This is a genomic window from Sanguibacter sp. TS_SC_8 (assembly GCF_055361235.1).
In genome coordinates, this window is record NZ_CM143955.1 from 3,274,351 (window position 1) to 3,290,279 (window position 15,929).

At 72.1% G+C, this 15,929-nt stretch carries 14 protein-coding genes; 10 read left to right on the forward strand and 4 right to left on the reverse strand.

The window, feature by feature from the left end:
• The first annotated feature begins 371 nt into the window (after positions 1-371).
• Complete coding sequence (locus ACWA15_RS14810) at positions 372-1,028, forward strand: PadR family transcriptional regulator (RefSeq protein ID WP_464056158.1); 657 nt, start codon at positions 372-374, stop codon at positions 1,026-1,028.
• Between the two features lie 26 nt (positions 1,029-1,054).
• Here the strand turns inward: ACWA15_RS14810 and ACWA15_RS14815 are convergent, their stop codons facing one another.
• Positions 1,055-1,807, reverse strand: coding sequence for a polyprenol monophosphomannose synthase (locus ACWA15_RS14815; RefSeq protein WP_464056159.1), 753 nt, complete (start codon positions 1,805-1,807; stop codon positions 1,055-1,057).
• 181 nt (positions 1,808-1,988) lie between these two features.
• On the opposite strand from ACWA15_RS14815, the gene ACWA15_RS14820 reads away from it, so the two are divergent.
• Together ACWA15_RS14820 and lhgO are read left to right on the forward strand one after the other, a co-directional pair.
• Positions 1,989-2,651, forward strand: a complete 663-nt coding sequence (locus ACWA15_RS14820) for a phosphatase PAP2 family protein (RefSeq protein ID WP_464056160.1) — start codon at positions 1,989-1,991, stop codon at positions 2,649-2,651.
• Between the two features lie 134 nt (positions 2,652-2,785).
• Positions 2,786-3,988, forward strand: a complete 1,203-nt coding sequence (gene lhgO / locus ACWA15_RS14825; protein ID WP_464056161.1) for an L-2-hydroxyglutarate oxidase — start codon at positions 2,786-2,788, stop codon at positions 3,986-3,988.
• 66 nt (positions 3,989-4,054) lie between these two features.
• On the opposite strand, the gene ACWA15_RS14830 is transcribed toward lhgO, so the two are convergent.
• The 3 genes from ACWA15_RS14830 to ACWA15_RS14840 form a co-directional block, all read right to left on the reverse strand.
• Entirely contained in the window at positions 4,055-5,512 is a 1,458-nt protein-coding gene (locus ACWA15_RS14830; RefSeq protein ID WP_464056162.1) for an apiosidase-like domain-containing protein, read from the reverse strand.
• Positions 5,509-6,765 carry a GNAT family N-acetyltransferase gene (locus ACWA15_RS14835; RefSeq protein ID WP_464056164.1) on the reverse strand — a complete coding sequence of 419 codons (1,257 nt, stop codon included), beginning with the start codon at positions 6,763-6,765 and terminating at the stop codon, positions 5,509-5,511. Before ACWA15_RS14835 ends, ACWA15_RS14830 begins: the two co-directional genes overlap by 4 nt.
• A gap of 158 nt (positions 6,766-6,923) precedes the next feature.
• The gene (locus ACWA15_RS14840; RefSeq protein ID WP_464056166.1) at positions 6,924-8,099 is read right to left on the reverse strand and encodes a glycosyltransferase family 4 protein; all 1,176 of its coding nucleotides are present in this window, start codon (positions 8,097-8,099) and stop codon (positions 6,924-6,926) included.
• Between the two features lie 154 nt (positions 8,100-8,253).
• On the opposite strand from ACWA15_RS14840, the gene ACWA15_RS14845 reads away from it, so the two are divergent.
• The 7 genes from ACWA15_RS14845 to ACWA15_RS14875 all read left to right on the forward strand — a co-directional run bounded on the left by ACWA15_RS14845 (position 8,254) and on the right by ACWA15_RS14875 (position 15,895).
• Entirely contained in the window at positions 8,254-9,330 is a 1,077-nt protein-coding gene (locus ACWA15_RS14845) for a glycosyltransferase family 4 protein (protein WP_464056167.1), read from the forward strand.
• Positions 9,331-9,372: 42 nt separating this feature from the next.
• Positions 9,373-10,590, forward strand: coding sequence for an ABC transporter ATP-binding protein (locus ACWA15_RS14850; RefSeq protein ID WP_464056168.1), 1,218 nt, complete (start codon positions 9,373-9,375; stop codon positions 10,588-10,590).
• 3 nt (positions 10,591-10,593) lie between these two features.
• The gene (locus tag ACWA15_RS14855) at positions 10,594-11,415 is read left to right on the forward strand and encodes an ABC transporter permease (RefSeq protein WP_464056169.1); all 822 of its coding nucleotides are present in this window, start codon (positions 10,594-10,596) and stop codon (positions 11,413-11,415) included.
• Positions 11,415-12,302: a hypothetical protein gene (locus ACWA15_RS14860; RefSeq protein ID WP_464056170.1), complete on the forward strand. Its 888-nt coding sequence runs from the start codon at positions 11,415-11,417 to the stop codon at positions 12,300-12,302. Before ACWA15_RS14855 ends, ACWA15_RS14860 begins: the two co-directional genes overlap by 1 nt.
• Complete coding sequence (locus ACWA15_RS14865) at positions 12,299-13,336, forward strand: glycosyltransferase family 2 protein (RefSeq protein ID WP_464056171.1); 1,038 nt, start codon at positions 12,299-12,301, stop codon at positions 13,334-13,336. The genes ACWA15_RS14860 and ACWA15_RS14865 overlap by 4 nt, the downstream gene beginning before the upstream one ends.
• Positions 13,333-14,472, forward strand: a complete 1,140-nt coding sequence (locus ACWA15_RS14870; protein ID WP_464056173.1) for a glycosyltransferase family 4 protein — start codon at positions 13,333-13,335, stop codon at positions 14,470-14,472. Before ACWA15_RS14865 ends, ACWA15_RS14870 begins: the two co-directional genes overlap by 4 nt.
• A 127-nt stretch (positions 14,473-14,599) precedes the next feature.
• A complete protein-coding gene (locus ACWA15_RS14875; RefSeq protein WP_464056175.1) occupies positions 14,600-15,895 on the forward strand; it encodes a GNAT family N-acetyltransferase in 1,296 nt (431 codons plus the stop codon).
• The last annotated feature ends 34 nt before the right edge of the window (positions 15,896-15,929 follow it).

Below are 15,929 nucleotides of genomic sequence, written 5' to 3' on the forward strand. Positions count from 1 at the left end.
CAGAAACCAGCCTACGCCCGGCCGCCGACATCGCGCCCACACGGCCGAAGTCTCGCGCCGAACTCGTGAACGCGCCGCCGAACTCGTGAGCCCGCGCCGACGCCCCCGGCAGAACTGGCCTAGCTCACGAGCTCGGCGAGCGGATCACGAGCTCGGCGAGCGGATCACGAGCTCGGCGAGCGGATCACGAGCTCGGCGAGCGGATCACGAGCTCGGCGAGCGGGCGCGAGTTCGGCAGAGCATTCACCATTGCATCGTGAGCCATCGCGATATATCGTTAACGTATTCGCGGGCGACCGAGGCGCTGAGCACAGAGGCCCTCCCGCGAACCAGGCGCTCCCGATCGGGAGCCATGACGAGAAGAGAAGCTCATGCGATCCCACGCACACCACGACGGTGGCAACAGCCACCACGACCGCCTCGACCACAACGTGCCCTTCGCGCGCGGGCAGGGCTTCGGTCCCGACCCCTTCGCTCCCGGCTCCCCCTTCGGCCCCGCCGGTCCTGGCGAACGTCGCCGGTCCGGAGGTGGCCGCGGCGGATTCGACCCCGAGCAGCGCGGTCCACGCGGCGGGGGCCGCGGCGGATTCGGTGGACGGGCCCGGCGCGGTGACGTCCGCGCCGCCGTCCTCGCCGTCCTCGCACAGACCGACGCCCACGGCTACCAGATCATCCAGGACCTCGCGGAGAAGACGCAGGGCCGCTGGCAGCCCAGCCCCGGCTCGGTCTACCCGGTGCTCCAGCTGCTCGAGGAGAGCGGGCTGGCCACCTCGACCGACGACGAGGGCAAGCGTGTCTACTCCCTCACCGACCAGGGCCGGGCCGTCGCGGCCGAGGCCACCGCGACCGGGCGCCAGCCGTGGGACGTCGAGGCGAGCGAGGGTCACAAGCTCGCCGACCAGACGCACCTGCTGCACGCGGCCGTCCGTCAGGTCGGCGCGGCCGGGACCCCCGCTCAGATCGAGCGGGCCATCACGATCATCGACGCCGCCCGCCGCGACCTCTACGCCATCCTCGCGGAGAGCTGAGCCGCACGGAGGTGGATCGGCGTGGATCAGGACGAGGTGTCGGCCTGACGCCTCGACCGGGTCAGCCGTGCTCGCACCTGGTCGACACGGTGGTCGAACCCCCACCGGGTGACCCGGGCCATCGCCTCCACCACGATCCCCCGGCTCATCTTCGACTCCCCGTGGGTCCGCTCGACGAACCGGATCGGGACCTCGACCACCCGGAAGCCCTCGTCCAGGCTGCGGCGGGCCATGTCGATCTGGAAGCAGTACCCCTGGCTCTCGATGTCTCCGGACAGGACCCGTTCGAGGACCTCCGACCGGTAGGCGCGGTATCCCCCGGTCACGTCGCGCACGGAGATTCCCAGGGCGAGGCGGGCGTAGAGGCTCCCCCCGCGGGACAAGAGCCTGCGGTGCAGCGGCCAGTTGACCACGGATCCCCCGGGCACCCACCGAGAGCCCAGCACGACGTCGGCCCCGGCCAGCGCGGCCAGCAGCCGAGGCAGCTGCTCGGGAAGGTGGGAGCCGTCCGCGTCCATCTCCACGACAGCCCCGTACCCGCGGTCCAGGGCCCAGCGGAACGCCGCGATGTAGGCGGCACCGAGTCCCTGCTTGGCAGCCCGGTGCAGGACGTGCACGTGGTCGTCGGCCGCGGCGAGCGCGTCGGCGAGGTCGCCTGTGCCGTCCGGTGAGCCGTCGTCGACGACCAGGACGTGCACCTGCGGGGCCGCCCTCCGGGTGCGACCGACCACCTCGGCGAGGTTCTCCCGCTCGTTGTAGGTAGGGATCGCTACCAGCACCGCACGCTCCACGATGGCACCTTCGATCTGGTCCGGGCCCGCACTCGACGGCAAGCGAACCCCGATCCTATGGGGTCGCCGGCGGCTGGGTGCGCATCGGCGCCGTTCCCCGTCCACCAGCCGCGACGGCTCCAGAACGCTAGGCTCGGGGAACCGGAGACGCGGCGACAGGAGGCCAGCGATGCACCCACCTGCGGCGTGGGCTCGTGCCGCAGCACTCCTCGTCTGTGCGGTGCTGACCGTCGCCGTGGTCGTCCTGTACCTCTGGGCGGTGCGCACCTCGGACGGCCAGGCCGCCGACGTCCGGCTCTTCGCGGTGATCCAGGGGCTCAACTCCACGTTCGGGCCGCTCGCGACCACCCTGCGCCCGGTCCTCATCGTCGCCCCGGCGGTCGTCTGCGCGCTCCTGGGGATCGTCGCCCTGGTCGCGCGACGGTGGCAGCCCCTCACCGCGGCCGTCCTCGTCGTCGTGGTGTCGGTCGCGGGAACCCAGGCGCTCAAGAACATCGTCCTCGACCGTCCCTATCTGGGTGACCACGGCTACGCCACGAACACCTTCCCCTCCGGGCACGTGAGCGCGACGCTGGCACTGCTCGTCGCCGCAGCCCTGCTGCGACCCCCGACCTGGGGGTGGCGCCGCAGCACCCCGGGCCTGCTCGTCCTGCTCGCCGCGGCGGCTGCCGCCTGCGTCGCCTCCCTGCTCGGCCACACCCACCGCCCGAGCGACGTCGCCGCCTCGGTCCTGCTCGTCGGCGCCGTCACGGCGCTGGTGATCGCCGTCCTGGGTGCGCCGCGTCGCCCCGCCGAGGCTCGACCCGCGCCGTCGCTCTCCGGCACCGGATAGCCGCCCGCACCGGCCACGGCCCTGCTCAGCGGCCCGCTCGTCGCGCCGCTTGCACCGGTGTGTGCCACGCTCGATGGACATTCACCATCCACGACGCCGCTCCGGCCGATGCCGACGGTTGCAGAGGGGGACTCATGCGGGTACTCATCGTCGGAGCAGGAATCATCGGGCTGGCCACGGCCGCACGCCTGGCGCAGCGCGGGGACGAGGTCCTCGTCGTCGAGAAGGAGCCCGACCTCGCCCAGCACCAGACCGGTCGCAACTCCGGGGTGGTCCACTCCGGGCTGTACTACGCCCCCGGCAGCCTCAAGGCTCGTCTCGGTGCAGCCGGCGCCCGGTCCATGGCGGACTTCGCCAGCGCCCACGGCGTGGCAGCCGAGACCTGCGGGAAGCTCGTCGTGGCGGTCGACCCGACCGAGGTGCCCCGGCTCCGGGTGCTCGCCGAGCGCGGTGCCGCGAACGGCGTCGACGCCCGCATGATCGGCCCTTCCGAGGCCCGCGACTACGAGCCCGGCGTCGCGTGCGTGGCCGCACTGCGGGTCGAGAACACCGGGATCGTCGACTACCGCGGGGTGTGCCTGACCCTCGCCGACCAGGTGCGCGACGCCGGCGGCGAGATCCGCTTCGGTCTCGCCTTCCGCGGCGCCCGCACCGAGGGCGCGCAGGTGCGCGCCTGGTTGGACGACGTCGACACCACCGAGCGCGAAGATGTCGTCGTCGACGCCATGGTGGTCTGCGGCGGGCTGCAGGCCGACCGCCTCGCAGAAGCCTGCGGCGTCGAGCCCGGGGCGCGGATCGTGCCGTTCCGCGGGGAGTACTTCGAGCTCACCCCGGCCGCGGCCACCCGGGTGAAGGGGCTCATCTACCCGGTCCCGGACCCTCGCTTCCCTTTTCTCGGGGTGCACCTGACGAAGATGGTCCACGGCGGTGTGCACGCCGGCCCCAACGCCGTGCTCGCCCTGGCCCGGGAGGGCTACCGTCGCCGTGACGTCTCCCCTGCCGACGTCGCCGACGCCCTGTCCTGGCCGGGGCTGTGGCGCCTGGGCGCACGGAACTGGGCGCCGGGCGCCCGCGAGATGGCCCGGTCGATGTCGGCCGCGCTCTTCGCGAAGTCGCTGTCCCGCCTGGTGCCGGGGATCGGACCGGACGACCTGGTCCCCGCGCCCGCGGGGGTGCGGGCACAGGCGCTCCAGCGCGACGGCTCGATGGTCGACGACTTCCTGCTGCGCACCCGTCCCCGACAGGTGCACGTCATCAATGCGCCGTCGCCGGCTGCCACCGCGTCGCTGGAGATCGCCCGGCACATCGAGGGGGCGCTGGACGCCACGCTCCGTTGAGGTGCGCCGGTCCTGACGGCGCGGTCAGGGCTGCGCGGTCAGGACTGCGACGTCAGGACTGCCACGTCAAGACTGCGCAGCCGTGATGAGCAGCAGCCAGTCATCGTCCCCGGCCGCGTTCCGGCCCGGTGTGGTCAGGGTGGCGGTGAGGTCGGTCGGTACGGCGACGCCGGTCGCCGGGTCCACCCACGCGGCCTCCACGCCGGCGGCGAGGCGGCCGGCGTCCACGGCGATCGTGCGCGCGGTGGGGACATAGACCATGGCGAGGGTGCCGTCCGGGGTGACCGCGGCGGTGGCCAGGTCGGACTCGAGCACGTCAGCGAAGCCGCCCTCCTGCGTGCCGGCCGTGACGTCGTCGCCGCGCCCTGCGGTGAGGAAGGACCCGTCTGCGTCAGGGACCAGGTCCCACCACCGGGTCCCTGCGACGACGTCGAGGCCCACCTCGAGCTGGTCCACCGCCGTGGTCTCCCGCGACTCCCGCCATCCCGGGGAGAACCGCCACAGGTGCAGCTCGCCGTAGGTGACACCCACCCCGCCCGACGTCAGCGTCCAGAAGGTCTGTCGGCGCAGGGTCTCATCGGTCGTGGGCGGACCGCCCTCGTTGTTCTCGTTCTCGAAGTTCGCCTCGATGAGCACGACCGGGGCCGTGCCGTGCGCGTAGGCCGTGAGCACGGCGGCGTAGGTGGGGCGGTAGGTGTAGGCCGCCTCGATCTGGTTCACCTCCCGCCACGCGGGGTTGTCGGAGGACGTCGAGGTGTTGAACAGCTGGACGGTGACGAGGTGGGTGTCCCCCCCGGCGCGCAGCCCCTCGACGAAGGCGAGCATGAGCGGGTCGGCGGCGTCCCACTCGGGTTCGTAGTGGTCGACCCCCATGAGCCAGACGATCCCGGGGGTGTCGCGGTAGCGCGCACCGAGCGCCTCGCCGAGCCCTCGGGAGGCGTCGAGGTCGTAGGTGTAGCCGTAGTCCTCGAGCCCGACGTTGGCGCCCCCCGGGGCCAGGAACACCGTGATGCCCAGGGAGCGTGCCACCTCGAGGACGTCGTCGACCCGGGACCAGTACGCCTCGTCGAGGTCGGTCACCGAGTCGCCGAAGGGCGTCAGCCCGTCAGGAGTCCGCCCCGTGTCCTCGGGTTGCCCGATCCACGGGTAGGGGCTCAGCAGCACGCCGTTGAACCCCTGGCTGGAGCGCAGCTCGAGGTGCTCGGTGATCTCGTCCATCGTCAGGGACTGCAGCAGCGCCCAGATGGTCTCGGCCTGGAGGAGCAGCGGTCGACCCTCCTGGTCGAGGAAGTAGCGCCCGCTGTCGCTGACACCGGTGATGACGGGTGCGGCGGTGGTGGGGACCGGAGCCGCCGGGGTCTCCCCGGGCTGGTCCGGGGGGAGCGCGGGTGGGGCCGTCGTCGCCGGGGACGTCAGGTCGGTGGATGTCGGATCCTCCGACACCGAGCTGCCGGCGCAGGCCGCGAGCAGCAGGGCCACCACGCATGCGCTGCCCAGGCGGAACGCGCCCGCCACCGCCCTCATGCCGCGCCTCCCTCGTCCGAGACCGTGGAGGCCCGCGCGGTGCGGTCGCGCATCCGGTCGCGCACCTGGAGTGCGAGCCCGGCGAGCAGCAGGCCCGCGCGCGCCGAGGCGTTGCCGGCGACGAGCACGCGGCCGACCGGCAGCGCCTCCGGATACAGACCGGACACCTGCGGGTAGACCGCGGGATTCACGCAGGAGTCGAACAGTGTCAGCGTCCGCGTCCGGAACCAGGCGAGCTCGGTCAGGCGTCCGAGCGCACCAGGGCTGAAGGTGGCGAACCGTTCGTCGTAGACGTCACGGATCCCGAACCACTCCTGCCCGGACCGCATGTCCACGGCCATGAAGACCGCGTGGCCGTCGGCCCGGAGCTCCCCGACAAAGAGGCGGCCATCCCGGCGCAGCTGCTCGGTGACCTCGCGGAACCATCCGATGCCACCGGCGACCGCGGCGACGCCTTCACCACCGCTCGCCGCGTCGCCCTTCCAGCCGGCTCCCTCCAGCGCGGCGAAGTCGTCGATCGCCTGGTGGTCGTCCGTGCGGTCTTCCCAGGTGAGCGGACCGAAGCTCTTCTCCAACGCAGACAGCGAGCGGGCCAGGGAACGTCGCCGGCTGCGCGAGAGGTGACTGAGCATCGTGGCGTCGACCCGAGCCAGACCGGAGCCCACACCGTCCGGGTCCGGATCGGCGATGGCAGCGGGGATGTCGGCGGGTATTTCGGCGGGTATCTCAGCGGGGACGGTGACGGCGCCGCGATCGGCCGGGTCCGCGTCGCGAGGCATCCGGAACCCTCCCCGGAGTCTCTGCTCACGCAGCGTGAGCCGGGTCCCTCGGGTGGCGGCGACGTCTTCCAGCAGATCCCAGACGGGTCCTTCGAGCCGGTGCACGACGAGGTCGATGATGACCGGTTGGCCCCAGCGGGACATCCCCAGCTCGTCGAGCAGGACCTCCAGCGCCGCACGCGCGCACGCGCCGTCCAGCAGCGGCAGGTGCAGGTCGGTGACCGACGCGCCCACCGGCGCGGCCGTGCTGCGCACGATGACGGGCAGACGGCCCACGGACCGGCGTTCCACGAAGGGCAGCACCGCCCGCAGATCGTCCTCGGACCAGACCATGGCGACCTGGGGGTCGATGTCCGGGCGCAACCACCGGTGAGCGGACAGCAGAAAGTCGACGTCGAAGTACGGGTTCGGTTCCAGCGCGCGGCGCGAGAGCTCGCGCCACCGGGTCAGGGTCGTGGCGTCGAGAGATGACAAGGGCCTGGTCTCAGAGTGCACGATGACTCCTGGGGTGTCAGATTTCCCGATCGTAGGGCCGGGTCCGAGCATCGGCCACCCGGGTGAGGTGCTCGGGCGGGCACCCCGCGAGCGCCGGCCGCGGGATCAGTGAAGCCGGCCGTCAGCGCACCCAGTCCTCAGCGAAGCCGGTCGTCGACGAAGCCGGCCGTCAGCGCACCAGGTCGGGACAGCACCCGGTCGTAGATCCGGCTGTAGCGGTCTGCCACCCGCTTCCAGGTAAGCTCGGCCGACCGCAGCTGCCCGGCGCGACCCAGCGCCTGAGCCTCCACGGGGTCCGCGAGCACCGCCTCGAGCGCCCCCTGCAGGGCGAGCAGGTCGAGCGGGTCGACGAGGAGGCCGTCGACGTGGTCGGTGACGAACTCGGGCGCCCCACCTCGCGAGGTCGCCACGACGGGGATCCCGGCGCGCCAGCCCTCGATGATCGTGATGCCGAAGGCCTCGACCCGGCTGGGGACGACGAGCGCGGCGGCGCGGGACATCACCGTCACGACGTCCGGGCGCGACAACCGCCCCGGGAAGAGGACACGGTCCCCCAGTCCGCGTCGGCGCGCGAGGCTCTCGAGCTCGCAGCGCGAGGGCCCGTCTCCCCCGATCACCAGCCGCACGTCGCCGGGCAGGTCGGCGGCCGCGAAGGCCTCCAGAAGCAGGTCGAATCCCTTGGTCTCGACGAGTCGGCCGACGCCGAGCAGGTACCGCTCGGGCAGCCACGGCGGAACCGGTCCTGCGCTCTCGCCCGCGTCGATGCCGTTGAAGACCACCTCGGCCGTGCCCGCGGTCAGCCCGAACCGCCGCTCCAGATCCTCGACCGTGTAGGCCGAGCACCCCGTGACCGCGTGCGCCGAGCCCAACGCGGCACGCAGCGCCCGACGCAGCAGCGCCGACTCCTCGAACACGCCGTGGGCGTCCATGTAGGTCTCACCGTGGCTGCTGAGCACGAACGGGGTGCGGGTGAGGCGGGCGAGGGCCATCGCCCAGACGCCGTTGGGGCCGAAGCACTGCACGTGCAGCACCTGCGGGCGGTCCGTGCGCAGCGCGCGAACCCAGCTGGTGAGCGCCCCCGGGGCCGCCGCGAGGAACCTGGCGGCAGCCGGCACGGACGACGCGGGCATGGGGCAGGGCAGCGCGCGCACGGTGATCCCAGCGAGCGCCGCGCAGGTTGCGACCTCGCACGGGTCGTCGCCCTGGTCGACCGTCCACACGACCACCTCGTGCCCGGCGTCGCGCAGCTCACGCGCAGTGTTGAGGACATGCTCCTCGACCCCGCCGAAGCGCGGGAGGAACGAGCTGGTCACCAGTGCGATGCGAGTCAGAGGGGGCTCCTCGTGCTCCTGGGTCCCCGGTGGAGGGACCAGATGCGCCGATCATAAGCGCCGGGTGCGGCGCACAGACCAGACGTGCACAATCGGGTGAGCAACTTCACCCGCGCCCGACCAGCATCGGAGCCTGATGACCCACCACCTGACGATCGCCACCGTCGCCTCAGCCGCCCCGATGGGCCAGCAGGTCTACGAGGAAGAGATCGCGCGCCGCGCCCAGGGTGTGCTCGGGGACGACTTCACCGTCGAACGGGTCGTGAGCCGCAGCCTTCGGTCCCGGCTGCCGGGCACCACGCGGCTCCCGGAGCGGGCCCTGCGCAGCGCCCCGGCCCCGGTGCGCCTGGCCGTCGGCCGGATGATCTACCCGCGGGCCGACGTCGTGCACCGGATGGGTCTGAGCCTGCCCCCCGCCGGTGTCCTGGACATCATCACCATCCACGACACCGTGTCCTGGCGCTTCCCGGACGAGTCCGTGCCCGAGCCGCACGCCGACCGTGAGACCCGGCGCGCGGCCGCGGTCGTGTGCCCGTCGCAGTTCTCGGCCGACGACGTCGGCGAACGGTTCGGGCTCACCCACGTCGACGTCATCCACAACGGGGTCGACGAGCGGTTCTTCGACGCACCCGCCCTGTCCGGCGAGGCGCTCGCCGCGCTCGGGGTCTCCGGACGCTACGTCCTGCACGCCGGCGGGTCCTCGCTGCGCAAGAACCTCGAGGGGCTCGCACTGGCCTGGCCACGGGTCCGCAGCGCCCACCCCGACGTCACCCTCGTGCTCAGCGGCCCGCCCTCGACGCGGCGCCACGCGCTCTTCGCCCACCTCCCCGGCACCGTGCTGGTGGGCAGGGTGCCGGCCGCGGACGTCCCGGGGCTGATCGCGGGGGCCGCGACCGTCGTGGTGCCCTCCCTGCACGAGGGCTTCGGGCTCCCAGCGCTGGAGGCCATGGCTGCCGGCGTGGTGGTCGTGGCCGCGGACCGGTCCTCGCTGCCGGAGGTGTGCGGCGGCGCGGCGATCCTCGTGGAACCCAGCGGCCCGGCGATCGCCGACGGTCTCGTGCACGCACTGACCGGCGGGGGGGAGATCGATCGTCTCGTCGTGGCCGCGCGCGAGCGGGCCGCGCAGTTCACCTGGGAAGCCAGCGCACGAGGCCATGGTCAGGTGTGGCGCAGGGTGCTCGGCGGAGGGATTAATCCCAAAGATCACCCCTGACTCACCCGGCGGCTCATCCGGATCCGTGGTTGTGTTTCAGGCGTGCAGCAAACTCCTGAACCGGCCATCCGAGTCAGCGGGCTCGGCAAGACCTACCGGATCGGCCTCTCCGGTGATCGCCCCACGACGGCGGTCGAGGCGGCCATGCGCTGGATGCGCAACCCGGTCCGCAAAGGCTCACACACGCTCTTCGACGCGCTCGACGATCTGACCTTCGACGTCCCGTGGGGCGAGGCGATGGGGATCATCGGGCGCAACGGTGCCGGGAAGTCCACCCTGCTCAAGGTCCTCACCCGGATCACCGCTCCCAGCCGTGGCCAGATCGAGCTGAACGGCCGGATCGGGTCGTTGCTGGAGGTGGGCACCGGGTTCCACCCCGAGCTGACCGGGCGGGAGAACATCTACCTCAACGGCGCGCTGCTGGGGATGACGCGCAAGGAGATCCAGCGGCGCTTCGACGAGATCGTGGAGTTCTCCGGGGTGGCGACCTTCCTCGACACCCCGGTCAAGCGGTACTCCTCGGGGATGTACGTGCGCCTGGCGTTCTCGGTCGCCGCGCACCTGGAGACGGAGATCCTCGCGATCGACGAGGTGCTCGCGGTGGGCGATGCGGAGTTCCAGGCCAAGTCCCTGGCCAAGATGCGCGACGTCGCCAAGGACGGACGCACCGTCCTCTTCGTCAGCCACCAGGCACAGACCGTGTCGGCGCTGTGCACCTCCGCGGTGTTCCTCGACCGGGGCCGCCTCGCCTACCACGGCCCGGTGGCGGGGGCCTTCGACCTCTACCGGCAGAGCTTCGAGAAGTTCTCCCTGGAGCAGAAGGACCCGGGCCTGCGCCCAGGCACCGGCGAGCTGCGGGCACGAGCCGTGGAGATGGGCGAGGACCACTTCGAGCCCGACAGCGAGAAGACGATCCACATCTCCGTCGAGGCCAACCCGTCGATGATCGGGAAGTACTTCGTCTCCTGCCACATCAACGACCTCAACGGCAGCGCCCTGGTCCAGTGCGACTCACGCGTCGTGGGCGGCTGGTACGACCCGACGATCGCCCAGGACATCACGTTGACCGTGCGCACCCCGTGGCTCAAGCCCGGGCGGTACACGGTGGACGTGTTCGTCTGCAAGACCGGGATCCTCGACTCCTGGGAGGGTGCCGCCGGCTTCGAGGTGATCCCGCACAACCCCTACCCCGAGCTCGCCGGGGACGAGTCCCTCACCCGAGGGCTCGTGCTCGCCGACTTCCTCTACAAGAACGGGTGAGCCATGGCGAAGACGGTGATCACGCCCCCCGGACGCATCTCCATGCCCTCGGTGCGGGAGCTGTGGGACGCCCGGGAGGTGCTCTACCGGTTCGGCATGCGTGACGTGGTCCTGCGGTACCGCCAGACGGCCGTCGGCATCGTGTGGGTGCTGCTGCAGCCGCTCGTCTCGGCCGGGATCTTCGCCATCGTCTTCGGCAAGGTGGCCCAGCTCCCGAGCGATGGCGTGAACTACTTCATGTTCAGCTACGTCGGCATGCTCGCGTGGAACCTCTTCGCCAACATCATCGCGCGCTCGACCGGCTCTGTCGTGAGCAGCCAGAGCATGATCTCCAAGGTCTACTTCCCCCGGATGCTCGTGCCGATGTCCGGGATCCTGTCGGTCCTGCTCGACTTCGTCGTCGCCTTCGGGCTCGGCGTGGTGCTGCTGTTCATCTACGGGATCACCCCGGGCTGGCCGGTGCTCCTGCTGCCGGTGTGGGTCGCGCTGATCGTCCTCTTCGCGACCGGGATCGGGTTGGCCACCTCGGCCGTGATGGTCAAGTACCGCGACATCGCCTACATCGTCCCGTGGATCCTGCAGACGCTTCTCTTCGCCTCACCGGTCGCCTACGCCGTCCCCAAGAACATCAACGAGAACCTCCTGACGCTGTACAACCTCAACCCCCTCACCTGGTTCCTCGAGCTGTTCCGCTTCTCTCTGCTCGAGCTGCCGGCACCGGAGCCGTGGAAGATCGTCGGCGCCTTCGCCGTCTCCCTCCTCGTCTTCGCCGCGGGCGCCTTCACCTTTCAGCAGTTCGAGCGCGAGTTCGCGGACATCGTCTGATGAGACTCACGGCCTACGTGCTGGCCGCCGATCCGGCCTTCCTCACCGAGAGCCTCCTCTCGTACTATCCCCACGTCGACAGGATCGTGGTGTCCTACGACGAGAACGCCCGTTCGTGGACCGGGACACCGCTCCCGGTCGAGGAGTGCCTGAGCGCGGTGGCCCGTCTCGACACCGAGCACAAGTGCGTCCTGGCCCCGGGCCACTACGCCCGCGAGGGCTACGAGCCGCTCGAGAACGACACCTTCCAACGCCAGTGCGCCCTCGACGTCGCCTCTGAGGGGGCGGACTGGGTGCTTCAGCTCGACACCGACGAGGTCATGCCGCGCCCGGCGACCTTCCTGGCGAGCCTGAGCCACGCCGAGGCAGCCGGGGCTGGCGGCCTCGAGTACCCCTCGCGGTGGCTCTACGCCCGGGTCGGGACCACCACCTACCTCGAGTCAGCCACCCGTGCGGGCCGCCTCGCAGCCAGCTACCCCGGTCCCCTCGCGGTGCGCGCCGGAACGGTGCTGCGGCACTGCCGGCAGGCGGACGCGCCGCTGTACCGGGTGGACGTCCGGCCGTGGAACACCGACCCGTACCAGTCACGACACGTGGTGGTGCACGAGGTCGTCCCCGAGTCCCATGCCGTGGTCCACTTCAGCTGGGTGCGCTCGGACGAGGCGATGCGCAAGAAGTTCGGCTGGTCGGGGCACACAGCCGAGTACACCCAGCCCCTCGTGTACTCCCGGTGGAAGTGGCGCTCGGAGCACCCGCGGACCACCGCGCTGACCTCGGTCCTGCGTCGCACCGACCGGTTCCGCCTCTCCCGGATCAGCGACCCGCCCGCCGCGCCCGCGGCGCCGGTCGCCGTCCTGGCCGACCTCCCGCCGCAGGTGACCCGATGACTCGACCTCCCCCACCCCGCGTGTCCGTCGTGATCATCACCTACGCCCGGCCGCAGTTCCTCACCACCTGCCTCGAGCACCTCGGCGCGCTGCACACTCCTCCGCACGAGATCCTCGTCGTCGACGCCTCGCCCGACGACCGCAGCCGGACACTGATCGCCGAGAAGTTCCCCGACGTCGTCTACCTGCGCAACGACCTGGGGCCGGGGACCATGCCGGAGTCGCGCCAGATCGGCCTCGCCCGCGCGAGCGGGGAGATCATCTCCTTCATCGACGACGACGCCTACGTCGACGAGCTCTGGCTCGACGCACTCACGTCCCCGTACACCGACCCGTCGGTCTCCGCCGTCGGTGGCAGGGCCGTCAACGGCATCCCCGGCGAGGAGAGCGAGGGGCTGGGGTGCATCGGCCGGCTGCTCCCCAACGGCGACCTCACCGGCTACTTCGGCGCAGACCCAGGACGCCAGATCGACGTCGACCACCTGCTCGGTGCGAACATGTCCTTCCGCGTCTCGGCGTTGGCCTCGATCGGGGGGATCCGCGGGGACTACCCCGGAACCTGCCTGTGCGAGGAGTCCGACATCTCGCTGCGCCTCGGTGCGGCCGGGCACCGGCTGGTGTTCGCCCCGCAGGCGATCGTCCGGCACGTGGCTGCTCCCTACCAGAGCGGCGGCCAACGCTTCGACCGGCGGTACCTGTACTACTCCCGCCGCAACCACCTGATGCTGCTCGCGCGGGTCTTCGGCTGGTCCCACCCGATGGTCCGCCGGTACGCCGTCACGACGGTCCGGGACCAGCAGGACTACCTGCGCACCACCGCGCGCCTGCTGCGGGGACGCCCCGACGCCGACGGCCACCTGCCGACCCTCACCCGTCGCCTGACCTCACCGATCATCCTCACCCGGGCGGTCGCGGAGCTGTCCGGGCTGGTCGCCGGGGTCCCCGCGGCGCTGCGCGCCCGACGCCAGGACCGGGCGGACGGGGTCTCCACCCCCCTGAGGGGGCACGACCCAGGTAGGCCAGGTCCGGCATGAGGCACGTGCACCTGATCACTCCCGGTGACCACTTCTCCGCTCGGACCGGCAGCGCGATCCCCACGGTCGTGCACGGTCTGTGCGCCGCGACCCCGGAGGCCGACCCGGTCCCGGCGGTCCTCGTGGCCCGCGGCACCTACCCTGACCGGTACCCCAGCGCCGAGGCCATCGAGTATCCGTTGCGACCGGCCCGGCGCACCGACCGGTATGTCGATCCTGCGCTGGGCCGGATCGGGCTGGGACGACCCGGCGCACGCCGGGTGCTCACGCCCGCGCTCGCCGCACAGCACGGCTGGGACGCCTCGGTGGTGCTGGCCCACAACCTGCCCCAGGCGGTCGCGCTCGTCGACGTCGCCCGGCACGTGCCCGTCCTCTACGCCCACAACGACCTGCTGCGCACGTACTCCACCGCCGAGGCAGGCGCCGCACTGGACCCTGCCGCCGCGATCGTGTGCGTGAGCGGCTCCCTCGCCGACGCCACCGTCGCCCAGCTGCCCCCCGCCCTCCACGACCGGGTCGTCGTGGTCGGGAACGGGGTCGACGTCGACTCCTTCCGATGCCACCCACGACCCAACCGTGAGGCCCTGCGGGTCGTCTTCGTCGGGCGGGTGATCCCGGACAAGGGACCCGACGTCCTCGTCGACGCCGTCGTCCGGCTCGGCCGGGCCGACGTCGAGCTGGTGGTGGTGGGGAGCAACGGCTTCGCGGCCGACGCTCCGTTGACGACCTACGAACGTGACCTGCGTCGTCGGGCGGCCGGGCCCGCGGGCGGCACGATCACCTTCCGTCCCTTCCTGGACCGCGCCGCGGTTCGGTCCGTGCTCGAGACGGCCGACGTCGTCGTGGTGCCGTCGCGGTGGTCCGAGCCCTGCGGGCTGACCGTGCTGGAGGGTATGGCCGCCGGCGCCGCGGTGATCGCCTCCGACGTCGGCGGGATCCCGGAGACCGCCGGCGGCGCGGGAGTCCTCGTCCCCCCCGGCGACCCGGCCGCTCTCGCCGCCGCCCTGGAGGCCTTCGCCGACGACCGGCTCCTGCTGGCCCGTACCGCTCAGCTCGGCCGTCAGCACGCCGAGCTCAACAGCTGGGCTGTCGCCCGCACCCGGCTCGCCCACGTCCTGCATCAGCTCACCGTCTGATCGTCGCGCCGGCCCTGCCCTGCCCAGCAGACGTCCTTACCCGACCCGACCCGACCCGACCCGACCCGACCCGACCCGACCCGACCCGACCCGACCCGACCCGACCCGACCCGACCCGAGGAGGATCATGCCGACCAACCACTGGATCGCACCGGTCAGCCAGCTCGACGAGCCGGCCTTGGCCGCCTGGCGCCGGCTCGCTGCCACTGCCCTCGAACCGAACGTCTTCTATACCCCGGAGTTCCTCGTCCCCACGAACCGTCACTTCGGCGGCGACATCCAGCTCCTCGTGGTCGAGGAGGACGGCACCTGGCTCGCGGCGCTGCCCTTCGAGCTGGCTCCGGGCGACCAGCGCTGGCCGCTGCGCCACGCCTCGACCAACGGGCCGCTCCTGCACGAGTACACCTCCGCCGGTCTGCCTCTCGTCGCCGCGAGCGACCCCGAGGGCAACGTCCGGATGCTCCTCGACGCCCTGCGCGCCCGCCGTCGCCGGCTGGGTTTCGCCCTCACGGTCCACCTGGCCGCGGCCGACGGTCCAGTCTCCGCGCTGCTGGGCCTCGCTATCGCGGCATCTGGGTCCCCCGTGCACACGTGGGGTGGTGACGCCCGCGCCGCGGTGCGCTACCGGGAGCGCACCGTCACAGGCCCGTCCGACCTGGTGTCGAAGTCGCGGGCGCGGGAGCTGCGCCGGTGCCAGCGGCTCATCGGGGTGGCCTACCACCAGGACCCTGCTGAACCGGTCACGATGGTCGAGCTCGCCGGTCCCTCCACCCTCCGGCCCGCCGCGACCGACCCCACCGGCAGCCGCGCCGACAGCCCCGCAGGCAGGTCTGTCGACAGCCCCACCGACAGCCCCACCGACGAGTCCACCGAGCAACCCGCCGCTGGCGGGCTGGCGCCCTGCCGTGAGTATCTCGACTTCGAGCAGAAGAGCTGGAAGGGGGACCCCCGTCGTCAGGGCCCGGCCTTCGCCCTGCGCCCAGGTGGGTCGGAGTGGTTCCAGGACGTCTTCGAGGGACTCCTCGCTCGCGGGGACGCCTATCTGCTCGCTCTGCGCGCCGGCTCGGACACCCTGCACATGTCGACCTACCTGCGCTCGGGGTCGACGGTGTTCTGCTGGTACGACGCCTACGACCCCGCGGCCGCGAACTTCTCGCCGGGGGTGCTGGGGCGGGTGCTCGGCGCGGTGCACCTTGCCGCCGACCCGTCCGTGGACCTGCTGGACACCTGCATGGACCCGTCCCGATACGCCGAGCAGACCCTGCTGTACCCGGACCGGGTGACCACGACGTCGTTCACCACGAGCCTGGGGCCCTGGACGGCCGACGCCGCGCTGCGCGCCCGGGTCGCCGCCGGGGCCCGCCTGCACCCCCTGCGACCTCCGCCTCAGGGACACCCGGAGACCGTGCCGCAGCACCGGTGAGTCGGGAGCGCCGTCCCGGGGCGGTCGGCGCCCC

Coding starts and splice junctions, on each gene's coding strand:
- ACWA15_RS14855 (WP_464056169.1), top strand. CDS start 10,594: ATGGCGAAGACGGTGATCACGCCCCCCGGACGCATCTCCATGCCCTCG.
- lhgO (WP_464056161.1), top strand. CDS start 2,786: ATGCGGGTACTCATCGTCGGAGCAGGAATCATCGGGCTGGCCACGGCC.
- ACWA15_RS14810 (WP_464056158.1), top strand. CDS start 372: ATGCGATCCCACGCACACCACGACGGTGGCAACAGCCACCACGACCGC.
- ACWA15_RS14820 (WP_464056160.1), top strand. CDS start 1,989: ATGCACCCACCTGCGGCGTGGGCTCGTGCCGCAGCACTCCTCGTCTGT.
- ACWA15_RS14845 (WP_464056167.1), top strand. CDS start 8,254: ATGACCCACCACCTGACGATCGCCACCGTCGCCTCAGCCGCCCCGATG.
- ACWA15_RS14865 (WP_464056171.1), top strand. CDS start 12,299: ATGACTCGACCTCCCCCACCCCGCGTGTCCGTCGTGATCATCACCTAC.
- ACWA15_RS14870 (WP_464056173.1), top strand. CDS start 13,333: ATGAGGCACGTGCACCTGATCACTCCCGGTGACCACTTCTCCGCTCGG.
- ACWA15_RS14830 (WP_464056162.1), bottom strand. CDS start 5,512: ATGAGGGCGGTGGCGGGCGCGTTCCGCCTGGGCAGCGCATGCGTGGTG.
- ACWA15_RS14860 (WP_464056170.1), top strand. CDS start 11,415: ATGAGACTCACGGCCTACGTGCTGGCCGCCGATCCGGCCTTCCTCACC.
- ACWA15_RS14875 (WP_464056175.1), top strand. CDS start 14,600: ATGCCGACCAACCACTGGATCGCACCGGTCAGCCAGCTCGACGAGCCG.